We start from the raw sequence: 19,504 nt of genomic DNA, 5'->3' as shown, positions 1-19,504 counted from the left end.
ACATGGCCCGCACCGCCCGACCCCACACGCTGGAATCCCTGTTCCTGCGCCACCTGCAGCAGGTCAGCAACCGCATCCACAACGCCGACCGGCTCGAACAGATCATGATCGACGCCAGCGTGGACATCTGCCGCCTGTTCAATGCCGACCGGCTCACGCTGTACGCGGTCAGCCCCGACGGGCAATCCATCGTGTCGCGGGTCAAGACCGGGTTGAACACCAGCAGCGACCTCAAGCTACCCATCAACACCCGCAGCATCGCCGGCTTTGTGGCCCACTACCGGCAAAAACTCAACATCGCCGACGTCAACGACGCGGACGAGCTCAAGGCCATTTCGCCCGAGCTGAACTTCCTGCACGCGGTCGACAAACGCACGGGCTACCGCAGCAAACAAATGCTGGTGCTGCCCATCGAGGACGATGGCGAACTGCACGGCGTGCTGCAACTCATCAACAACCGCGACGACCGGCCTTTTGGCAACATGGACGTCGAGGGCGCCCAGCAACTCTGCGAGACCCTGGCCATCGCGTTTCGCAAATGCCGTGTGTGGCCCACCGCCGACGCGCCGCCAGCGACCCCGGCACCGCCGCCCTCTGGCGAGCTGGCGGCAACCGACACGTCCAAAGCCCACCCTGTGGCCACGCGTTACGACCACTTGGTGCAAATGGAGCGCATCACGGCCGACGAACTGGGTGAAGCGGTGCGCCACGCCCGCGAGCACGGTCAGAGTGTGGAGCAGGTGCTGCAGCAGACCCACGGCATCGCCTGCGCCGATGTGGGCCAGGCCTTGTCGCGTTTTTTTGGTGTGCCCTACGTGGGTTTTCAGCCCAACCGCTTGCGTGTGGAGGCCCTGCATGGGCCACTCAAACGCGAGTTTGTCATCGGCCAGCGCTGGCTGCCGCTGGAGGACGGGCCCGACGGCCTGGCCGTGATGTGCCTGGACCCGGAGGCCACACGCAGCGCGCGCATGGTGCCGCAGATTTTCCCCAAGGCCAGCCGCATCCAGTACCTGGTCACCACACAGACCGAATTTCTGCAGACGCTGGACCAGATCTACGGCGCCGACAACAGCGGCTCCATCGACGACCTGCTGGCCGACATGCTGCCGGTGGGCGAAGGTGAGGCAGAAGAAGACGACAGCGCGGTGTCGGCAGCGGCCGACAACGAGTTGGTCAAGTTCGTCAACAAAATCATCGTGGACGCCTACCGCCAGGGCGCCTCGGACATCCACATCGAGCCCCTGCCCGGCAAGGCCAAGACGGGCATCCGCTTCCGCATCGACGGCACGCTGATGCCCTACACCGAGGTGCCCGCTCAGTACCGTGCGGCCATGGTCACGCGCCTGAAAATCATGTGCGACCTCGACATCTCCGAGCGCCGCAAGCCGCAGGACGGCAAGATCAAGTTCAAACGTTTTGGCCCGCTGGACATCGAGCTGCGCGTGGCCACCCTGCCCTCGGCCGGCGGCGTGGAGGATGTGGTCATGCGCATCCTCAGCGCGGGTGAACCCATCCCGCTGGACCAGTTGGGCCTGACCCGCCACAACCGCGAGCGCCTGATCCCCACCATTGAAAAGCCCTACGGCCTGTTCTACGTGTGTGGCCCCACCGGCTCGGGCAAAACCACCACGCTGCACTCCATCCTCAAACACCTCAACACGCCCGCCACCAAAATCTGGACCGCCGAAGACCCGGTGGAAATCACGCAGAAAGGCCTGCGCCAGGTGCAGGTCAACAAAAAGGCCGGCATCGACTTTGCGATGGTGATGCGCGCCTTCCTGCGCGCCGACCCCGACATCATCATGGTGGGTGAATCGCGCGATCTGGAAACCGTGTCCATGGGCATCGAGGCCTCGCTCACCGGCCACCTGGTGTTCTCCACCCTGCACACCAACTCAGCGCCAGAGTCCATCGTGCGCCTGCTGGACATGGGCATGGACCCCTTCAACTTCGCCGATGCGCTGCTGGGCATCCTCGCGCAGCGCCTGGCCAAACGCCTGTGCTCGTGCAAACAGGCCTATGTGCCGGACGAGGCCGAGCTGCGCGACTTCGTGCGGGAGTTTTCACTGGATTTGCGCCACACGCCCGAGTGGCGGGACGACCCGGCCACCGCCGAACGGCACCTGCTGGAACGCTGGCGGACCGACTACGGCACCCCGACCCAAGGCCTGCAGATGTACCGCGCCGTGGGCTGCGAGCGCTGCAACGGCAGCGGTTACAAGGGCCGCGTGGGCCTGCACGAGCTGCTGATCGCCGACGACACCGTCAAGCGCCTGGTGCAGGAGCGCGCCCGCGTGGCCGAGTTGCTGACGGCCGCCCTGGCCACCGGCATGCACACCCTCAAGATGGATGGCATGGAAAAGGTGCTGATGGGCCTGACCGACCTGAAACAGGTGCGGTCGGTTTGCATCAAATGACCTGATGCCCCCACACTCCGCCGCTGCGCGGGTCGCTGCCCCCCAAGGGGGCGCGTTTTCAGCTTGGGGCGGCCCGGCGCTGAAAACAAGGCACCCTCTGGGAGGCTCAGGGCCGAGCGGCCTGCAGAACGTCGCGTGTTTTCATGGCCTCGCGCCGCGCCGCCTCGGCAAAGTCATCGCCCGAAGACGCGTACAGGATGGCGCGCGAGGAGTTCACGATGATGGGGCCATCGGGCCGCCAGCCAGCACGCACCGTGGCCAGCGCATCGCCACCCTGGGCGCCCACACCGGGAATCAGCAGCGGCACGGTGGGCGCGATGGCGCGCACGCGTTCGATCTCGGCCGGGTAGGTGGCGCCCACGACCAGGCCCAACTGGCCGTTGAGGTTCCAAGGGCCCTGCGCCAGCTGCGCCACGTGTTCGTACAACAGGGGCTGGCCGTCCACGCTGGCCAGGCGCTGGTTCTGCAGGTCGTCGCCGCCAGGGTTGGAGGTGCGGCACAACAAGAAGGCGCCCTTGCCAGGGTATTCCAGATAGGGCTTGACCGAATCCCAACCCATGAAGGGCGACAGGGTCACGGCGTCGGCGCCGTAACGCTCGAAAGCCTCGCGCGCGTACTGTTCGGCAGTGCTGCCGATGTCACCTCGCTTCGCGTCCAGGATGATGGGCACCTGGGGTGCGCGCACCCGCATGTGGGCCATCAGCTGTTCCAGCTGGTCTTCGGCGCGGTGGGCGGCAAAGTAGGCGATCTGCGGCTTGAAGGCCACCACCAGGTCGGCGGTGGCGTCCACGATGGCAGCACAGAATTCGTAGATGCGCTGGGCGTCTCCGCGCCAGGCCCCAGGAAAACGGCTGGGTTCCGGGTCCAGCCCGACACACAGCATCGACTGGTTTTGCGCCCCGGCGGCGCGCAGCATGTCGGTAAAGTTCATCCCGGTATTGTAGGTAGCCGGCCCCGTGAGCCCGAATTTGTTAAGGTCGCTGGATGGCGCGACTCTCCTCCCGACAACTCATCCTGCTGGTGCTGCTGACCGTGTGCTGGGGCCTGAACTGGCCGGTCATGAAAAGCGGCATCGCCGACTTCCCACCGCTGACGTTCCGCGCACTCTCGCTCTGGCTGGGCCTGCCGGTGTTGGGCCTGGGGCTGGTGTGCCTCAAAGTGCCGTTTTCACTGCCGCGAGGCCCGGGCGGCGCGCACTGGCGTGAACTGGCCAAGCTGGCCACCACCAACATGTTCGTCTGGCACGCCTGCATGATCATCGCGCTGGGCATGTTGTCCAGCGGGCGGGCCGCCATCCTGGGCTACACCATGCCCATCTTCTCGGCCCTCATCGGCGCCTGGCTGTTCGGCAACGTGGTCAACCGGCGCGGCTGGCTGGGCGTGGGCGCAGCCGCCTTGGGTGTGCTGTTGCTCTTGTGGCACGAGGTCACCACCCTCAGCGGCAACCCGCTGGGTGTGGGCCTGGCGCTGTTTGCCGCCGCCACCTGGGCATTGGGCACGCAGCAGCTGCGACAAACCACCCTCCAAGTGAACACCTTGACCCTGTCTTTCTGGATGACGGCACTCACCGCCGTGGTGGTCTCGGTGCTGGCTTGGGCCCTGGAAGACGCCGACCTGCGCCACATCCCCACCGCCACCGCCTGGGCCGTGGTGTACAACGCGGTGCTGATTTTTGGTTTTGCCCATGCCACCTGGTTTTACCTGGCGCGCAGCCTGCCCCCGGTGGCGTCCACCTTGAGCGTGATGCTGATCCCCGTGCTGGGCGTGTTCAGCGGCGCGTGGTGGTTGAATGAGGTGCTGCACTGGCAGGACTGGGCCGCCGTGGCGCTGATGGTGGTGTCCATCGCGTCGGTGTTGTGGCCCAGCCGGGCGGCTGAAAGGCAATGAACATGGCTCTGAACACACCCTCCCTGCGCGTGGCGTGCGCGCTGCTGGCAAGTGGCCTGCTGCTGGCCAGCTGCGCCACACTGGACGCCGACGAATGCAAAGCCGCCGACTGGCGGCAGATCGGCCGCAGCGACGGCGAGCGCGGGTATGGCACGGGCCGGCTGGACGAGCACCGCAAGGCCTGTGCCGAACACGGCATCACCCCCAACGCCGACCGCTACTGGCTGGGCCGTTCCGAAGGCCTGCAACACTACTGCAGGCTGGACAACGCCCTGCGCGTTGGCCGCGCCGGCCAGGGCTACCAGGGCGTGTGCCCACCCGCCATCGACGCCCACTTCCGCCAATGGCACGCGGCCGCCTACGAGGTCTCGCGCATCCGCTCGGCCATGGACAGCGTGAACAATGAGATCGACCAGCACGAGCGCCGCCTGCGCCAACGCGACATCGACGACCGCGAACGCCAGCGGCTGCGCCAGACCATCCGCGAGCTGGACCGCCGCCGCGAGCGCCTGCGCAACGACCTGCACGACCAAGAGCGCCGGGTGGACCGCCTCACCCAGGACTGGCGTCCGGGCATGCCGCCCCGATGAGCGGGCCCGCCGACCCCGGCTCGCTGGCCGCCTTGCAGGCCCAGCACGGCCCGCGCTACCGCTGGCTGCTATTGATGGCGGTGATGGTGGGCACCATCGCCTCGGTGATGTCGTCCACCATCGTGAACGTCGCCATCCCCGACATGAGCCGCCACTTCACCCTCGGGCAAGACCGCGCGCAATGGGTCACCTCTGGCTTCATGGCGGCCATGACGGCTTCCATGCTGACCACGCCCTGGCTGCTCTCGCGTTTTGGCTACCGCGCCGTGTACGCCGGCTGCATGTGGCTGTTGATGGCGGGTGGCCTGCTGGGCGGCCTGTCCAACGACTACACCTGGGTTCTCATCGCGCGGGTGGCCGAAGGCCTGGCCGCCGGCGTGGTGCAGCCCATCGCGGCCATCATCATCCTGCGCGCCTTCGCACCCCACGAGCAAGGCCGCGCCAGCGGGCTGTTTGGCACTGGGGTGGTGCTGGCACCGGCGCTGGGCCCCAGCGTGGGCGGCCTGTTGGTGGACTTTTTTGGCTGGCGTTCCATCTTCTTCATGGTCGTGCCCTTCTGCCTGGCCTCGCTGTGGCTGGCCCGCCGCTATGTGCCCACGGGCGCGCCGGGCGGTGTGGCGGCCGGCCAGGACAACACCCGCCTGGACTGGCTGGGCCTGCTGCTGGCCACGCTGGGCACGGTGTGCCTGCTCAATGGGCTGGTGGCGCTGAACGACAAGGGTGGCCACCAGAGCCTGCCGCTGCTGGGCGCAGCCGCCGCGCTGGTGCTGGGTTTCCTGGCCTGGCAGCGCCGGCTGGGGCGGAACCACACCGTGGGCGCCGTGCGCCCGCTGATGGACCTGAAGCTGTTCCAGCACCGCCAGTTCGCCATGGGCTGCCTGGTGTCGCTCACCTACGGCGCGGCCCTGTTCGGCTCCACCTACCTGTTGCCGGTCTACATGCAGGTGGGGCACCAGTTGGCCCCCGCGCTGGTGGGCACCATCCTGCTGCCGGCCGGCATCGTGTTGGCGCTGACCATCCCCGCCGTGGGCCACCTGGCCGACCACCAGCCCGCGCACCGGCTGGTCAGCGGCGGGTTGCTGTTGCTGGCCGCCTCCTTCGCGCTGATGGTGACACTCAAGGAAAACACCCCGCTGATCTGGATGACCGCGTGGTCGGTGCTCGGCCGCATTGGCCTGGGCTTCATCCTGCCTTCGCTCAACCTGGGCGCCATGCGTGGCATGCCCCACGACACGATCTCGCAGGGCTCCAGCACCGTGAGTTTTGTGCGCATGCTGGGCGGCGCGGCGGGCGTGAGCCTGTGTGGCGTGGCGCTGCAATGGCGGCTCTCGGCCCACGGTGTGGCCTTGCACGACACCGCCCACGGCGCCGACCGGCTGGCCGCCTTCAACGAGGTGTTCCTGATGTTGGCGGGTGTGTGCACACTCGCTATGCTGGCGGCCTGGAAACTGCGCCCCACCACACCACACACCCCAGGGACAACATAACAACCATGTGCCAACTGCTCGGACTCAACTGCGCCACCCCCACCGACGCCAGCTTCAGCTTCACCGGTTTCTGCCAGCGCGGCGGCAACACCGGCGAACACGCCGACGGCTGGGGCATCGCCTTTTTTGAAGGGCGTGGGCTGCGCCACTTTGTGGACCACGAAAGCGCGGCCAACTCGCGCATGGCCGCCTTCCTGCAGACCTACCCGCTCAAGAGCAAAAACATCATCGCCCACGTGCGCAAGGCCACCGTCGGTGAGGTGAGCCTGGAAAACGCCCACCCCTTTGTGCGTGAACTCTGGGGCCGGCACTGGGTGTTTGCCCACAACGGCGACCTCAAGGACTACTTTCCGCGCCTGCACACCCACTACCTGCCCGTGGGCAGCACCGACAGCGAACGGGCTTTTTGCTGGCTGATGCAGGAGCTGGCCAAATCGCACGCGGGCACACCCAGCGTGGCCGAACTCACCCTCACGCTGCGCGAGCTGGTGCCCCAAGTGGCCCAGTTCGGCACCTTCAATTTTTTGTTGTCCAACGGCGAGGCGCTGTGGGCCCACTGCTCCACCAAGCTGCACTACCTGGTGCGCCAACACCCGTTTGCACAGGCCACGCTGGTGGACCACGACTGGACGGTGAACTTCGCCGAACTCAACCAACCCGGCGACCGGGCGGCCGTGGTGGTGACCACGCCGCTGACCACCAACGAACAATGGGCCGCGTTCGAACCCGGCGAGTTGAAGGTGTTTGTGGACGGCTTGCCGCAGGCTTGAGTTATTTTTCCAGCAGCCACTGGATGACAAACTTGGCGGCAAAACCCACCATGCCAAAGGCCAGGCCCAGGAACAACACAAAGGTGCCGAACTTGCCCGCCTTGGACTCCCATGCCAGCTGCCCGATGATGAACAGCATGTAGAGCATGAAGGCACCCACGCCGAACGTGAGGCCAAACCCGGCGATCTCCGCTTCGGTGTAGCCGAACATCAGCGGCCCTCCGCAACGTCGGTGAGCGCGTTGCGCTCGGGCAGGCCACTCACATCCACCAGGTCGCGGTAGGCATGCCAGCTCGCGTGGCCCAGCACCGGCATCACCACCACCAGGCCCAGCAGCAGCGTGGCCAGGCCAAACGTCACCAGCAACATGATGAGTGCGGCCCAGGCGGCCATGCACACCGGGTTGTCGGTCACACAGCGCCAGCTCGTCAATACCGCCACACGCAGGCTCACGCGGCGGTCAAGCAACAGTGGGATGGCGACCACGCTGGACGCAAAAATCGGCGCCGCCATGACGCCGCCGAGCACCAGCCAGAACTCGAACAGCCAGCCACCATCGGCCAGCACCACGTGGCGCAAAAAGTCCACCGGGCTGAGGATGGGCACGGGCGCCAGCAAGGTGATGAGCGCTGCCGAGGTGAGCACCCAGCCGGTGGCAGATGCGCCTAGCAGGCTGCCAAACTGCACCAGACACCAGTAATCGTTGCCCCATTTGTTGCGGTGGCTGCGCTGCCAGTTGAGCCAGGTGCGCTGCACCAAAGCCAGGTCGGCCGGTTCACCCCGTTCGATGGCACGGCTCAGCCCGTACAGGCTGGTGGCCAGCACCGGCGCCACCACCATGAAACCCGAGAAAGCACCGGCCAGCCACCAGAACTGGTCGTGCGCGAACCACGCGATCAGGGCGCCAAAACCCATCATCGCCACGCCATGCAACAGGCTGAGCGGACCACAACGCCACATGTCGCGCCAGCCCAGCGCCAACCAGGCCAGGGGACGGGTCATGGCGACCTGGTGCACGGGGGGCAGATCGGCGTGTGCGGGCGATGTGGGCATGGACAAAACGAGGGGACGAGGGATCGGGTCGAGTGTAGTCAATCGACCTGACGTGTCGGGTCACGGCACGGGCGCGGGTTCGCTGTCAGCGATGTCCATCACACGCAGGCTCACCCCGCCCGACTGGCGCAGGTTCTTGTCACCGATGACCGGGCGCGACGCAAACGAGGCGTAGCGCACCCGCAAGGCCTGGATTTCGGTGGCCAGCGCGGGCGCGTCATCGATGCGTGCCTCGTAGCGTTTGAGCACACCCCAGGCCGACTCGATGACCTTGGCGTTCTGGGTGTTCAGGGCATCGTCCCGCAACTCCAGCACCGCCGCACGCGGGTTGCCTGCCAGGCTCTGGCGCATGGCTTTTTCAATCATGTGCAGCACCTGTGTCAGGGTGTCGCCCAGCCGCTCGGCGTAGGGCGGGTGGGCCACCGCCGCCTTGGCCAGCAGTTCGGTCAGCGCCTTGGAGGTGCAAAACCGCAGGCCGATGCGTTGCACCGCGCTGTCCACCTCGTCGAGCTGGATGGCGCGCTGCGCCATCTGCGACAGCAAGGTGAGCAGGTTGCAGGCGGCCTCGAAGTCGAAGCTGTCGTCGCCCACACTGGCGATCATGGCGCGCACCAACTCCAGCACCCGCGCGGTCTGGTGCTCCAGCATTTGCATCAGGATGTCGATGACTTGGGTGAGCCGGCGCAGGCGCACCGACTTGTCGAAGCGGTCGGCCATGTTGCGGGCGTCGTCCAGGCAACGTTGCAAGCCCTTTTTGTCGTTGTTGGCCAGGCGCATGAAGGCCAGCAACACCAGCGACTGCGCGTCAAACATCTTCGAGTCCAGCCCCAGGCGCACCGCACGGCTGAGCATCTCCTCGGCCATCTTGGGGTCGCCACAGTAGTGGGCCAGCATCCCCAGGCGCTGCAAGCGCCCGATAGACGCCGGCGTCATGTCGGCCGCCATCTTGTACGACACCATGGCGCTCTCGAATTGGCCCATCTCGATCTGCGCCCGGCCCATCACATCGTAGGCATCGGCGTAGCCGGGCTCGGCGTTGATCAGGCCCTCCAGCGTGGTGCCGGCCTGTGTCACCTGGCCGGCTTCGATCTGCGCACGCGCCACCCCCAAGCGGGCCCAGGGCAGGGTTTTGGCTGCGATCACCGCCTCGTACAGCTTCTGGGCGTCGGCAAAACGTTCCAACCGCAACAACAGCTCCGCCCCCACCCGCGCGGCGTAGAGCCAGAACTCGCCGCGTTGCTCGAAACGCTCCAGACACAGGTCGGCCGCTTGTTCGAAGGCCTGTTTTTCGACGGCCGCGAAGATGGCTTGCAGCGACACCTTGCGGCGCCGGGCCTGGTGCAGGCGGGCATCCAGCTGGGCCGCGGTGTAGGGTTTGAGCAGGTAGGCATCCAGCGCCGACTCGGCGGCCTCGGCCACCTTGGCGTACGAGGCCTCGCCGGTGGCCATGATGAAGATGGTGGCAAAGGGGAGCAGGCCGCTGCGGCGCAGGTCGTCCAGCAGGTCCTGGCCGGTGACGTTGTCGTTGGGAAAATGCTGCTCGCAGATCACCACATCGAAGCTGCGAAATTCCAGCTGGCGACGCGCATCGGCAATGCGCGAGGCCTGCAAGACCTGGCGCAACCCCAGGTCACGCAGTTGCGACACCAGGATGGAACGCGACACGGGGTTGCCATCAACCACCAGGGCCGAGCCGTCGCGCAGATCGTTTTTCAGTTTGCTCATGGGAAAAGCTTGCGCCCAATGTAACCACCGGCGGGCGCCAGCACAACCGCCGCCGCCAGCGCCTAAGGCAAGAGGGCGGCCAGGCCACCTTCGGGCTCAAAGCGCCCGTTGCGATGCAGCAACCGTGTGGGGCCGTCCCATACAGGCTCGCGCACGCTGTGGCGCACGTCGCCGGGGTAACAGATCACGCGCACACCCTCGTGGTCGTGGGGTTCGGGCTGGACCAGCGCTGGCCCCGCCTGACGCGCGGCCTCCAGCAAGCCATCGACCTGCGTGTGGCGGGCCAGTTGCGACAGGCTCATGATCTGCGGCGGCGCCAGGTCAATCGCTCCGTCCCAATAGCGTTGCAGCGCCTCATGCGGCGTCAGCCAGACGGCCTCCGTGGCCTCGTGGTCGTCGTGTTGTGCGTCCTGATCGGCCGGCGCACGGGCGACAAAAAAACGGGTGTCGAAACGCTTGCGCGTGACCGAGGCCAGACGCGGTGTGATCCAGCGCGACCAGGGCACCAGGCTGGCGGTGGGGGCACGCAGCCCCTGCGCGGCCAAGGCGTCCATCAGCGATCGGCCTTCGGCCAGGCGGTGGCGCATGGCGACCAAACCCGCCGCATCCAACTGGGCCCCAGGCAACACGCCACACTCTTCCAGCGTTTCGCGCAGCGCCGCGAGGTACAGGCCCACAGCGGTGTCCACGGGTGTGTCGGGCTCGGCCAACTCGGCCCGCAGGTGTTCGGCCTCGCGGTCCAGGTGCTGGGCGGCGGCGCCCAGATCGGTCGGGTCCAGCTTGCCACCGGGGAACACGTAGACACCGCCCAGCTCGGCCGAGTCGCCGTGGCGGCGCATCATCAGCACCTCCAGCCCGGCCGGGGCATCGCGCAGCAACATGACGGTGGCGGACGGCAGCGGCGCGCCGTCCAGGGCGGTGAGGTGGATGTCGAGGGCCATGGCCCGATTGTGGCGCGGGATCGGCGCCCCGCTCAGCCGCCGAAAGCCTTGCGGCTGGCCACCGCGCGGTCCAGGCGGCGCGCGATGTTGCCACACACCAGATCACACAAGGCATAGACGGATTCGTCGGCGATGCGGTAGTACACGCTGGTGCCGCGCCCCTCGCGGGCCACCAGGCCTTGTTGCATCAGCACCGCCAGGTGGCGCGAGATGTTGGCGGCGGTGAAGCCACACAGCTGGGCCAGCTCGCCCACGTTGCGTTCGCCCTGGCGCAACCAGTTGAGGATGTGCAAGCGCGTAGGTTCTGACAAGGCCTGAAAGTAAGTTGCCACTTCACCAATCGCCTCGGGCGGCAGGTGCGCCATGTCGGGCGTGCACTCGGGGGTGGGGGGGGTGGGGGTCATGGGTGGCTTTCAATGCCTTGCAAGCGGCTGGGGTTTCATTGTATCATTGCGCAATTAATCAATCAATTAAATATTGATGTTCGGATTTTTTGGCGACCACCCGTCCCCGGAGCACCCCATGTACACACACACCACCGCCCTGTCGCTGCTGCTGGGCCTGGCCAGCCTGCTGGCCGCCGGCCCCGTCCTGTCCAACGGCCTGGCCACCACCCCTGTGACCACCCAGGGCGGTGCTGGCGCCGCTGTATCGCTCAACGCCGTGGTCGAGGCGGTGCGCCAGACCACGTTGTCGGCCCAGGTGCCGGGGGCCATCGTGACGCTGCGCGTCAAGGCGGGCGACACGGTCAAGGCCGGGCAGGAATTGCTGCGCATCGACGCCCGCGCAGCGCAGCAAAACGTGGCCGGCAGCGCCGCCCAGGTCGAGGCCGCACAGGCTTCGCTGAACGTGGCCGCCACCGAATACGAACGCCAGCAGCAGCTGTTTGCCAAGAACTACATCAGCCAGGGCGCGCTCGACCGCGCACAGGCCCAGTACCGCGCCGCCCAGGCGCAGGTCAACGCGCTGCAGGCACAAACTCGCGCGGCACAAACGCAGTCGGGCTTTTTTGTGCTCAACGCGCCCTACGCTGGCGTGGTGAGCGAGGTGCCGGTGACGCTGGGCGACATGGCCATGCCGGGCCGCCCGCTGATCACCCTGCACGACCCCAGCGCGCTGCGCGTGACGGCCGCCGTGCCCCAGACCCTGCTGAACGACCTGGGCCAAAGCCCCCAGGGCGTGCGTTTCGAAATTCCCGGCCTGCCCACGCTCAACGGCCCGCAGGCGGCCACCCAGGTGCAACTGCTGCCCACGGTGGATGCGGCCACCCACACGGCCCAGTTGCGGGTGTCTTTGCCCGACAACCTGCGTGGCATCGTGCCCGGCATGTTCGCCCGGGTGTGGCTGCCGGCCGCGCAGCCAGGGGTTGGCACACCCCAACCCAGCCTGTGGGTGCCGGCCAGCGCCCTGGTGCGCCGGGGCGAGATGACCGGCGTCTATGTGCTGGACGACAAAGGCACCGCACGGCTGCGCCAGGTGCGCCTGGGCGCACCCAGCGGCACACAGGTGGAAGTGCTCAGCGGCGTGAGCGCCGGTGAACCGGTGGCCACCGATGCGCAGGCCGCGGCCCGCGCCACCACGCCGGCAGCAGCCCGCTGAGCCGAGGACACACCATGAACACCCCCGAACGCATGGGCATCTCGGGCCGCATCGCCGGCCTGTTCCAGAGCGCGCAGATCACGCCGCTGTTGGCGCTGGTGGCACTGCTGCTGGGCATCTTCGCGGTGCTGGTCACGCCACGTGAAGAAGAGCCACAAATCAACGTGACCATGGCCAACGTCATCGTGCCCTTCCCCGGTGCTTCGGTGCGCGACGTGGAGGCGATGGTGGCCACACCGGGCGAACAGGTGTTGTCGCAGATCGCTGGCGTGGAACACATCATGTCGGTGTCGCACCCCGGTTTGGCGGTGCTGACGGTGCAGTTCGAGGTGGGCGTGCCGCGCACCGAAGCCCTGGTGCGCCTGCACGACACCATACGCGCCAACGCCGATTGGCTGCCACGCAACCTGGGCGTGCTCGACCCCATCATCAAGCCCAAAGGCATCGACGACGTGCCCATCGTCAGCCTCACGCTCTTCAGCCAGGACGCCGACACCACGGCCTTTGACTTGGAACGTGTGGCGCACAGCATCGAGACCGAGATCAAGCGTGTGCCCGGCACCCGCGAGGTGGTGACCATCGGTGGCCCTGGCCGCGTGGTGCGGGTGGCCATCGACCCGGCGCGCATGAACGGCACGGGTGTGACGGTGCATGAGTTGCGCCAGGCCCTGCAATCGGCCAACCTGGGCCTGCCCGTGGGCGAGCTGCTGGGCGCCAACCAGAGCGTGGCCATCGAAGCCGGCCCCTACCTGGCCAACGCGCGTGACGTGGCCGAGCTGGTGGTGAGCGTGCGCGGCGGCAAGCCGGTGTTCCTGAAAGACGTGGCCGAGGTCAGCGACGGCCCGCTGCCCGCCAGCAGCTACGTGTGGCACGGCACGGCACAAGCCCAAGGCGGCACCGAACACACGGCCGTCACGCTGGCCATCACCAAAAAGCCGGGCGAAAACGCCATCGACGTGGCCAACGCGGTGATGCAGCGTGTGGACGCGTTGCGCAACACCGTCATCCCGGACAACGTGCAGGTGGCCGAAACGCGCAACTACGGCGCCACCGCCAACGACAAGGCGCAGCAACTCATCAAGAAGCTGCTGTTCGCCACCGCCTCGGTGGTGGCGCTGGTGTTCATCGCCCTGGGCAAACGCGAGGCCGCCATCGTGGGTGCGGCCGTCATCCTCACGCTCACGGTCACGCTGTTCGCCTCCTGGGCCTGGGGGTTCACGCTCAACCGGGTGTCGCTGTTTGCGCTCATCTTCTCCATCGGCATCCTGGTGGACGACGCCATCGTGGTGGTGGAAAACATCCACCGCCACCAGCAGCTGTTCCCCGGCAAAACGCTGGCCGAGATCATCCCCGGCGCGGTGGACGAGGTGGGTGGCCCCACCATCCTGGCCACGCTGACCGTGATCGCCGCGCTGCTGCCCATGGCCTTCGTGAGCGGCCTGATGGGCCCTTATATGAGCCCCATCCCCATCAACGCCAGCATGGGCATGCTGTTGTCGCTGGCCATTGCCTTTGTGGTCACGCCCTGGCTGGCGCGGCTGTGGATGAAGGCCCACCCGGGCGGTGAACACGCGGATGGCCCCCCCACCCACAGCGGCATCAGCGCCAAGCTCGCGCCCCTGTTCGAACGTGTGTTCCAGCCCCTGCTCGACGACCAGCGCGGTGGCCGCAACCGCAAGCTGCTGGGCCTGGGTGTGGCCTTGCTCATCGCCCTGTCGGTGGCGCTGCCCGCCTCCGGCCTGGTGCTGCTCAAGATGCTGCCCTTCGACAACAAGTCGGAGTTCCAGGTGGTGGTGGACATGCCCGCGGGCACACCGGTGGAAAAAACCGCCGCCGTGCTGCGCGAACTGGGCGCCCACCTGGCGCAGCAGCCCGAGGTGACCGACTACCAGACCTACGCCGGCACCGCAGCGCCCATCAACTTCAACGGGCTGGTGCGCCAGTACTACCTGCGCGCCGGTGGGCATGTGGGCGACATCCAGGTCAACTTGGTGGACAAGGCCCAGCGCAAAGACCAGAGCCACGCCATCGCCACCCGCGTGCGGCCTGCGCTGCAAAAAATCGGTGCGCGTTTTGGCGCCAACGTGAAGGTGGTGGAAGTGCCGCCCGGCCCGCCCGTGCTCTCGCCCATCGTGGCCGAAATTTATGGCCCGGAGGCCGACGGCCGACGCGAGGTGGCGAAAGCCGTGCGCGCCGTGTTCGAAAAAACCGCCAACGTGGTGGACGTGGACGACAGCAGCATCGCCAGCGCGCCGCGCCAGCTGCTGGTGGTGGACCGCCGCAAGGCCGGCTTGCTGGGCGTGCCCCAGGCCGCCATCGTGAGCACGCTGCGCGCCGGCCTCACCGGCGAAGCCGTGACCCACCTGCACGAGGGCAGCAAATACCCCGTCTCGGCCTACATCCAGTTGCCCCCCGAGCGCCACGGCGACCTCGACGCCTTGCTGCAACTGAGCGTGCGCGCGTCTTCGGGCCAGCCCGTGCCCATCCGCGAACTGGTGACCGTGAGCGACAGCGAACGCGAGCAACCGATCTACCACAAGGACTTGCTGCCGGTGAACTTCGTTGTGGCCGACATGGCCGGCCAGATCGACAGCCCGCTGTACGGCATGTTCCAGATGCGCAGCGAAATCAACGCCATCCAGACCCCCGACGGCGGCCAGCTGGAGGAGTTCTTCATCAGCCAGCCGTCCGACCCCTGGCGCGGCTACGCCCTCAAGTGGGACGGCGAATGGCAGGTGACGTATGAAACCTTCCGCGACATGGGTGCCGCCTACGCCGTGGGCCTGGTGCTGATCTACCTGCTGGTGGTGGCGCAGTTTGGCAGCTACCTCACGCCGCTGATCATCATGGCGCCCATCCCGCTGACCATCATCGGCGTGATGCCGGGCCACGCGCTGCTGGGCGCGCAGTACACCGCCACCAGCATGATCGGGATGATCGCGTTGGCCGGCATCATCGTGCGCAACTCCATCCTGCTCGTGGACTTCATCCACCTGCAAGTGCGCGAGGGTGTGCCCTTCAAGGCCGCCATCGTGCAGTCGGCCATCACCCGCGCCCAGCCCATCATGCTGACCGGCCTGGCCGCCATGGCCGGCGCCTTCTTCATCCTGGACGACCCGATTTTCAACGGCCTGGCGATCTCGCTGATCTTCGGCATCTTCGTCTCCACCGTGCTCACCCTGGTGGTGATTCCCACGCTGTACTACGCGGCCTACCGCAAGCAACACGCGGCACCGGCCCTGGCCTGACTTCGATTTTTCAACCGCTTTTTTAGGAGCACTCTCATGACCACCTGGCAAACCGTTCGTGTCGTCGCAGGCGCCTTCATCCTGCTGTCCCTGGCCCTGGGCATTCCCGGCAGCCCCATCTTCGTGAACCAGTGGTTCCTGGCCTTCACCGCATTTGTGGGTGTCAACCTGCTGCAAAGCGGCCTCACCAAGTGGTGCCTGATGGAGTCCATCCTGGCCAAACTCGGCCTGAAGCGCGGGGCATGAAAACGCTTGTCGCTGCGGTGCTGATGGCCTGGGGCAGCCTGGCCACCGCTGGCACGCTGCAAGCCGCCTGGCAGGCCGCCCGCCAGCACGACCCCGACATGGCCGTGGCCCAGGCCGCGCGCCAGACCGGCGACGCACGCCGCCAGCAAGCCCGTGCGCTGTGGAACCCCACCGTGGGTGCCAGCGCCAGCGCTGGCCTCATGGGCGCGGACAACCGCATGGGTGGCGCCAGCTTCTCGGCGCCCGGCTTTGGTCAGGTGGACGGCGCGTCCTTCCGCAGCGCGGTCGACGCCGGCGCCGGCTACCGCTGGAGCGTGGGCGCACGCCTGCCGCTCTACAGCCCCGAGCGCACGGCACAAGCCCGCCAGCTCGCACTCGCGGGCGACGCCGGTGATCTGCAATGGGCCGCCACCGAGCAGCAACTGATGCTCAAGACCGCCGAGCGCTACCACGCCGTCGCCCTGGCGGCGGCGCACCTGCAACTGCTCAAACAGCAGCAGGTGTCGGTGGACAAGGCACTGGTGGAGGCACAGGACCGCTTCAAGCTCGGCGACCAGCCCATCACCGACAGCCATGAAGCCCGCGCCCGCGCCGAAGCCCTGCGTGCCCAGGTGCTGGCCGCCGAAGTCGACCAACAGGTGGCGCGCCGCGCCCTGGCCGACAGCACCGGCTGGAACGACGCAGCGATGGCCGACATGGCCCTGCCCAACGCAGCAACCACGCTGGCCGGCGACCTGGCGGCCTGGCTGGAACGCGCCCGCGCGCAAAACCCGCAACTGCGCCAACAGGCCCTGGCCGTGGCCAATGCACAGCAGGAACTGGCCAAGGCCGAACGCGGCGCGGGCACCACGGTGGACCTGGTGGCCCAAGCCGGCCGCGACCACCTCAGTGGCAGCGGGCCGGGCACCGGTGCGCTGGGCAGTTCTGCCATGAGTGGCACGCAATACATGGCGGGCATCCAAGTCAACGTGCCGATCTACACCGGCGGGCAGCGCGCTGCCCGCGCCCTGGAGCTGGCCGGTCAACTGCAACAAGCCCAGGCCGAGCTGGACCGCGCCGAGCAGCAAGTGGCCCAGCAGACACGCGCCTTGTGGCTGCGCCTGCAAGCTGCAGAAGCTCGGGGTGCCGCGCTGCTGGCGGCGCGCGAAGCCAGCCTGGCGCGTCTGGACGCCACCCGCCTGGGCCGCCAGGTGGGCCACCGCACCACGCTGGAACTGCTCAACGCCGAAAGCGACGCCAGCGCGGCCGAACTGGCGCTGACACAATGGCGCAGCGCCGTGGCGCTGGACCAGTTGCGCCTGCGGCAACTGGCCGGCGCACTCGACGACACCAGCCTCTCAACGCACTGAAACCTCGCCCATGACCGCCACCCCCTCGCCCACCCCGCTCAAGTTCCTCGTGCCCGGCTGGTTTGCCATCGCCATGGGGCTGTGTGGTCTGTCGCTGGCCTGGTCGCGGGCGGTGCCCAGCCTGGGCGAACTGGCCGGCGCCATCGCGCTCGCGGTGGGTGCGCTCGCGCTGGCGGTGTTTGTGGTGCTGGGGGGCCTGTCGCTGCTGCGTCTGCAGCGCCACCCCGAGGCGGTGGTGGAGGACCTGCGCCATCCGATTCGACACGCCTTTGTGGCGGCCATCCCCGCGTCCGTGGTGCTGCTGGCCACCGTGGCCACCACCCTGACCGGCCCCTCCCGGCTGGCGCTGGCGGTGTGGATGCTGGGTGCGGTGGCGCAGTTTGCCGTCACCGTGTGGGTGATGGCGCGCTGGCTCAAAGGCAACCGCGAGGGCGGCTTTGTCTGGGCCGGCATCACGCCGGTGCTGTTCATCCCCATCGTCGGCAACGTGCTCACGCCCCTGGCCGGTGTGGCGCTGGGCCAACCCGAATGGTCGGCCGCCCAGTTCGGTGTGGGCGTGGTCTTGTGGCCGGTCACGCTCATGCTGCTGGCGGTCCGCCTGGGGCAGATCGGCCTGTGGCCCGACCGCATGCTGGCGGCCACCTTCATCACCGTCGCGCCGCCGTCGGTGATCGGCCTGGGCGTGCTGCAGCTGGGTGCGCCCCCCTTGCTGGGCTGGGCCTTGTGGGGCCTGGGCCTGTTTTTCCTGTGCTGGTCGGCCACGCTGTTCAAACGGGTGGTGGCCCAGCCCTTCTCCATCGCCTTCTGGGGTCTGTCCTTTCCGCTGGCGGCCTTCACGGCGCTCACGCTGCGCCTGTCGGAAAACGCCGCCCCCGCCTTCGCCCACCTCGGCGTGGTGGTGCTGGCGCTCACCTCCATCGTCATCGCCGCCCTGGTGCTGGGCACGGTGCAAGGCCTGCGTCGCGGCAGCCTGCTGGTGGCCGAGCCGACGCCTGCGGCCATGGTGCCCACCTCCGCCTGAGCCGCCCATGATGCCCACCCGCCGCTCCGTTTTCACTTGGCTGGCCACCTGCGGGTGGACGGTGTCATGGCCGGCGCTGGCGCTGGGCGCGCCCGCTGTGTCGCTGGAGGCCGCCCGCGCTGCCTTTGAGGCCGGCAAGGTGACGCTGATCGACATCCGCGAGCCCGACGAACACGCCACCGGCGTGGCCGCCGGCGCGCAGCTGCTGCCCATGCGTCAGCTGGCCGCGCGCCTGAACGAAATCCCCAAAGACAGCAGCCGCCCGGTGCTGCTGATCTGCAACACCCAAAACCGCTCGCGTGCGGTGCAGCAAGCGCTGAAAGACCGTGGCTACCACCACGTTCAGTACGTCAACGGTGGCATGAGCGAATGGGCGCGGCGTGGCTGGCCCATGGTCAAGCCGGGCGCCGCCAAGGGGCCACTGAAGTGAGCCCCGCCCACGCCCAGGTCATCCCGCTTTACCGGCAGGACAACAGCCACCCGCAGGCCCGCGTGTGTGCGCAGTGCGAGGTGCGGCGCTCGGCCTTGTTCGGCGCCCTCGACGAAGCCGGCCTGGACCAGATCCACAGCCACATCGCCTCGCTGACCCTGGCGCCTGGGGACACCGTGTACCAGCGCGGTGAACAGGGCGCGGCGGTCTACACCGTGCGCAGCGGCGTGGTGCGTTTCGAACGCGTCACCGAACGTGGCGACCGGCGCATCGTGCGCCTGGCCGGCGCGGGCGACCTGATTGGCCAGGAGAGCGTGGTGCAACGGGCACACGGCGACGACGCGGTGGCCTGCACCGAGGTCGAGCTGTGCCGCATCCCCTGCCATTTGCTCCATGAGATGAGCGCGCGCGAACCGGCCCTGTTGCACGAACTCATGAGCCGCTGGCAAAACGCGCTGGACGCGGCCGAGACCTGGGTGACGGACCTGACCACCGGCCCGGCGCGCCGCCGCGTGTTGCGCCTGCTGCTCAAGCTGTGCGACTACACCAGCGCCCAGGGCGAGATCTGGCTGCCGTCGCGCGATGAGATGGGTGCCATGCTGGACATGTCGGTGGAAACCGCCAGCCGGCTGATCAGCGCCCTGCGGCGCGAAGGGGTGCTGCAAACGCCCGGCCTGCGCACGGTGCAGGTACAACGCGAGATGCTGGTGCGTGTGTTGGCCGCCGAAGAGGCCTGACGGA

Annotated in this window: 18 protein-coding genes; 12 read left to right on the top strand and 6 right to left on the bottom strand. The window is 67.8% G+C overall.

Annotated elements, in window-relative coordinates:
* Positions 1-2 precede the first annotated feature (2 nt).
* Positions 3-2,417: a GspE/PulE family protein gene (locus ACFQPB_RS01400; RefSeq protein ID WP_382219182.1), complete on the top strand. Its 2,415-nt coding sequence runs from the start codon at positions 3-5 to the stop codon at positions 2,415-2,417.
* A 106-nt stretch (positions 2,418-2,523) separates the two neighbouring features.
* On the opposite strand, the gene pyrF is transcribed toward ACFQPB_RS01400, so the two are convergent.
* The gene (pyrF, locus tag ACFQPB_RS01395) at positions 2,524-3,348 is read right to left on the bottom strand and encodes an orotidine-5'-phosphate decarboxylase (protein ID WP_382219180.1); all 825 of its coding nucleotides are present in this window, start codon (positions 3,346-3,348) and stop codon (positions 2,524-2,526) included.
* Between the two features lie 53 nt (positions 3,349-3,401).
* On the opposite strand from pyrF, the gene ACFQPB_RS01390 reads away from it, so the two are divergent.
* The 4 genes from ACFQPB_RS01390 to ACFQPB_RS01375 are packed head-to-tail and all read left to right on the top strand — an operon-like array spanning position 3,402 to position 7,151.
* Positions 3,402-4,304: a DMT family transporter gene (locus ACFQPB_RS01390; protein WP_382219178.1), complete on the top strand. Its 903-nt coding sequence runs from the start codon at positions 3,402-3,404 to the stop codon at positions 4,302-4,304.
* Positions 4,305-4,306: 2 nt separating this feature from the next.
* Positions 4,307-4,894, top strand: coding sequence for a DUF2799 domain-containing protein (locus tag ACFQPB_RS01385; RefSeq protein WP_382219176.1), 588 nt, complete (start codon positions 4,307-4,309; stop codon positions 4,892-4,894).
* Complete coding sequence (locus tag ACFQPB_RS01380) at positions 4,891-6,381, top strand: DHA2 family efflux MFS transporter permease subunit (protein ID WP_382219174.1); 1,491 nt, start codon at positions 4,891-4,893, stop codon at positions 6,379-6,381. Before ACFQPB_RS01385 ends, ACFQPB_RS01380 begins: the two co-directional genes overlap by 4 nt.
* A 5-nt stretch (positions 6,382-6,386) precedes the next feature.
* The gene (locus ACFQPB_RS01375; protein ID WP_382219172.1) at positions 6,387-7,151 is read left to right on the top strand and encodes a class II glutamine amidotransferase; all 765 of its coding nucleotides are present in this window, start codon (positions 6,387-6,389) and stop codon (positions 7,149-7,151) included.
* Position 7,152: 1 nt separating this feature from the next.
* On the opposite strand, the gene ACFQPB_RS01370 is transcribed toward ACFQPB_RS01375, so the two are convergent.
* The 5 genes from ACFQPB_RS01370 to ACFQPB_RS01350 form a co-directional block, all read right to left on the bottom strand.
* The gene (locus ACFQPB_RS01370) at positions 7,153-7,362 is read right to left on the bottom strand and encodes a DUF2788 domain-containing protein (RefSeq protein WP_382219170.1); all 210 of its coding nucleotides are present in this window, start codon (positions 7,360-7,362) and stop codon (positions 7,153-7,155) included.
* Positions 7,362-8,204 (bottom strand): DUF2189 domain-containing protein, encoded by an 843-nt coding sequence (locus tag ACFQPB_RS01365; protein WP_382219168.1) that lies wholly within the window; start codon positions 8,202-8,204, stop codon positions 7,362-7,364. Before ACFQPB_RS01365 ends, ACFQPB_RS01370 begins: the two co-directional genes overlap by 1 nt.
* Positions 8,205-8,264: 60 nt before the next feature.
* On the bottom strand, positions 8,265-9,929 hold the full coding sequence (locus ACFQPB_RS01360) for a response regulator (protein ID WP_382219166.1): 1,665 nt from the start codon (positions 9,927-9,929) through the stop codon (positions 8,265-8,267).
* 62 nt (positions 9,930-9,991) lie between these two features.
* Positions 9,992-10,870, bottom strand: a complete 879-nt coding sequence (locus ACFQPB_RS01355) for an NUDIX hydrolase (protein ID WP_382219165.1) — start codon at positions 10,868-10,870, stop codon at positions 9,992-9,994.
* A gap of 32 nt (positions 10,871-10,902) precedes the next feature.
* Positions 10,903-11,235 (bottom strand): ArsR/SmtB family transcription factor, encoded by a 333-nt coding sequence (locus tag ACFQPB_RS01350; RefSeq protein ID WP_382202322.1) that lies wholly within the window; start codon positions 11,233-11,235, stop codon positions 10,903-10,905.
* A gap of 157 nt (positions 11,236-11,392) precedes the next feature.
* Here ACFQPB_RS01350 and ACFQPB_RS01345 point away from each other — a divergent pair, with 157 nt between their 5' ends.
* From ACFQPB_RS01345 to ACFQPB_RS01315, 7 genes are read left to right on the top strand one after another with little or no spacing between them, the layout of a single operon-like run.
* Positions 11,393-12,469, top strand: coding sequence for an efflux RND transporter periplasmic adaptor subunit (locus ACFQPB_RS01345; RefSeq protein WP_382219163.1), 1,077 nt, complete (start codon positions 11,393-11,395; stop codon positions 12,467-12,469).
* Between the two features lie 14 nt (positions 12,470-12,483).
* Entirely contained in the window at positions 12,484-15,717 is a 3,234-nt protein-coding gene (locus ACFQPB_RS01340) for an efflux RND transporter permease subunit (protein ID WP_382219161.1), read from the top strand.
* Between the two features lie 36 nt (positions 15,718-15,753).
* Positions 15,754-15,963, top strand: coding sequence for a YgaP family membrane protein (locus ACFQPB_RS01335; RefSeq protein ID WP_382219159.1), 210 nt, complete (start codon positions 15,754-15,756; stop codon positions 15,961-15,963).
* Positions 15,960-17,312 carry a TolC family protein gene (locus ACFQPB_RS01330; protein WP_382219157.1) on the top strand — a complete coding sequence of 451 codons (1,353 nt, stop codon included), beginning with the start codon at positions 15,960-15,962 and terminating at the stop codon, positions 17,310-17,312. The genes ACFQPB_RS01335 and ACFQPB_RS01330 overlap by 4 nt, the downstream gene beginning before the upstream one ends.
* A 10-nt stretch (positions 17,313-17,322) precedes the next feature.
* Positions 17,323-18,333 carry an SLAC1 anion channel family protein gene (locus tag ACFQPB_RS01325; RefSeq protein ID WP_382219155.1) on the top strand — a complete coding sequence of 337 codons (1,011 nt, stop codon included), beginning with the start codon at positions 17,323-17,325 and terminating at the stop codon, positions 18,331-18,333.
* Positions 18,334-18,340: 7 nt separating this feature from the next.
* Complete coding sequence (locus ACFQPB_RS01320) at positions 18,341-18,763, top strand: rhodanese-like domain-containing protein (RefSeq protein ID WP_382219153.1); 423 nt, start codon at positions 18,341-18,343, stop codon at positions 18,761-18,763.
* Positions 18,760-19,500: a Crp/Fnr family transcriptional regulator gene (locus ACFQPB_RS01315; protein WP_382219152.1), complete on the top strand. Its 741-nt coding sequence runs from the start codon at positions 18,760-18,762 to the stop codon at positions 19,498-19,500. The genes ACFQPB_RS01320 and ACFQPB_RS01315 overlap by 4 nt, the downstream gene beginning before the upstream one ends.
* The last annotated feature ends 4 nt before the right edge of the window (positions 19,501-19,504 follow it).

The organism is Hydrogenophaga atypica, from assembly GCF_042665215.1.
GTDB classification, from domain to species: Bacteria; Pseudomonadota; Gammaproteobacteria; order Burkholderiales; family Burkholderiaceae_C; genus Hydrogenophaga; species Hydrogenophaga defluvii_A.
The sequence above is the reverse complement of the archived record's forward strand: the minus strand, read 5'-3'. Positions and strand labels throughout refer to the sequence as shown.

What these genes read in the sequence shown, in the direction of transcription:
- ACFQPB_RS01400 (WP_382219182.1), top strand. Translation starts at nt 3, where the DNA reads ATGGCCCGCACCGCCCGACCCCACACGCTGGAATCCCTGTTCCTGCGC.
- pyrF (WP_382219180.1), bottom strand. Translation starts at nt 3,348, where the DNA reads ATGAACTTTACCGACATGCTGCGCGCCGCCGGGGCGCAAAACCAGTCG.
- ACFQPB_RS01390 (WP_382219178.1), top strand. Translation starts at nt 3,402, where the DNA reads ATGGCGCGACTCTCCTCCCGACAACTCATCCTGCTGGTGCTGCTGACC.
- ACFQPB_RS01385 (WP_382219176.1), top strand. Translation starts at nt 4,307, where the DNA reads ATGGCTCTGAACACACCCTCCCTGCGCGTGGCGTGCGCGCTGCTGGCA.
- ACFQPB_RS01380 (WP_382219174.1), top strand. Translation starts at nt 4,891, where the DNA reads ATGAGCGGGCCCGCCGACCCCGGCTCGCTGGCCGCCTTGCAGGCCCAG.
- ACFQPB_RS01375 (WP_382219172.1), top strand. Translation starts at nt 6,387, where the DNA reads ATGTGCCAACTGCTCGGACTCAACTGCGCCACCCCCACCGACGCCAGC.
- ACFQPB_RS01370 (WP_382219170.1), bottom strand. Translation starts at nt 7,362, where the DNA reads ATGTTCGGCTACACCGAAGCGGAGATCGCCGGGTTTGGCCTCACGTTC.
- ACFQPB_RS01365 (WP_382219168.1), bottom strand. Translation starts at nt 8,204, where the DNA reads ATGCCCACATCGCCCGCACACGCCGATCTGCCCCCCGTGCACCAGGTC.
- ACFQPB_RS01360 (WP_382219166.1), bottom strand. Translation starts at nt 9,929, where the DNA reads ATGAGCAAACTGAAAAACGATCTGCGCGACGGCTCGGCCCTGGTGGTT.
- ACFQPB_RS01355 (WP_382219165.1), bottom strand. Translation starts at nt 10,870, where the DNA reads ATGGCCCTCGACATCCACCTCACCGCCCTGGACGGCGCGCCGCTGCCG.
- ACFQPB_RS01350 (WP_382202322.1), bottom strand. Translation starts at nt 11,235, where the DNA reads ATGGCGCACCTGCCGCCCGAGGCGATTGGTGAAGTGGCAACTTACTTT.
- ACFQPB_RS01345 (WP_382219163.1), top strand. Translation starts at nt 11,393, where the DNA reads ATGTACACACACACCACCGCCCTGTCGCTGCTGCTGGGCCTGGCCAGC.
- ACFQPB_RS01340 (WP_382219161.1), top strand. Translation starts at nt 12,484, where the DNA reads ATGAACACCCCCGAACGCATGGGCATCTCGGGCCGCATCGCCGGCCTG.
- ACFQPB_RS01335 (WP_382219159.1), top strand. Translation starts at nt 15,754, where the DNA reads ATGACCACCTGGCAAACCGTTCGTGTCGTCGCAGGCGCCTTCATCCTG.
- ACFQPB_RS01330 (WP_382219157.1), top strand. Translation starts at nt 15,960, where the DNA reads ATGAAAACGCTTGTCGCTGCGGTGCTGATGGCCTGGGGCAGCCTGGCC.
- ACFQPB_RS01325 (WP_382219155.1), top strand. Translation starts at nt 17,323, where the DNA reads ATGACCGCCACCCCCTCGCCCACCCCGCTCAAGTTCCTCGTGCCCGGC.
- ACFQPB_RS01320 (WP_382219153.1), top strand. Translation starts at nt 18,341, where the DNA reads ATGATGCCCACCCGCCGCTCCGTTTTCACTTGGCTGGCCACCTGCGGG.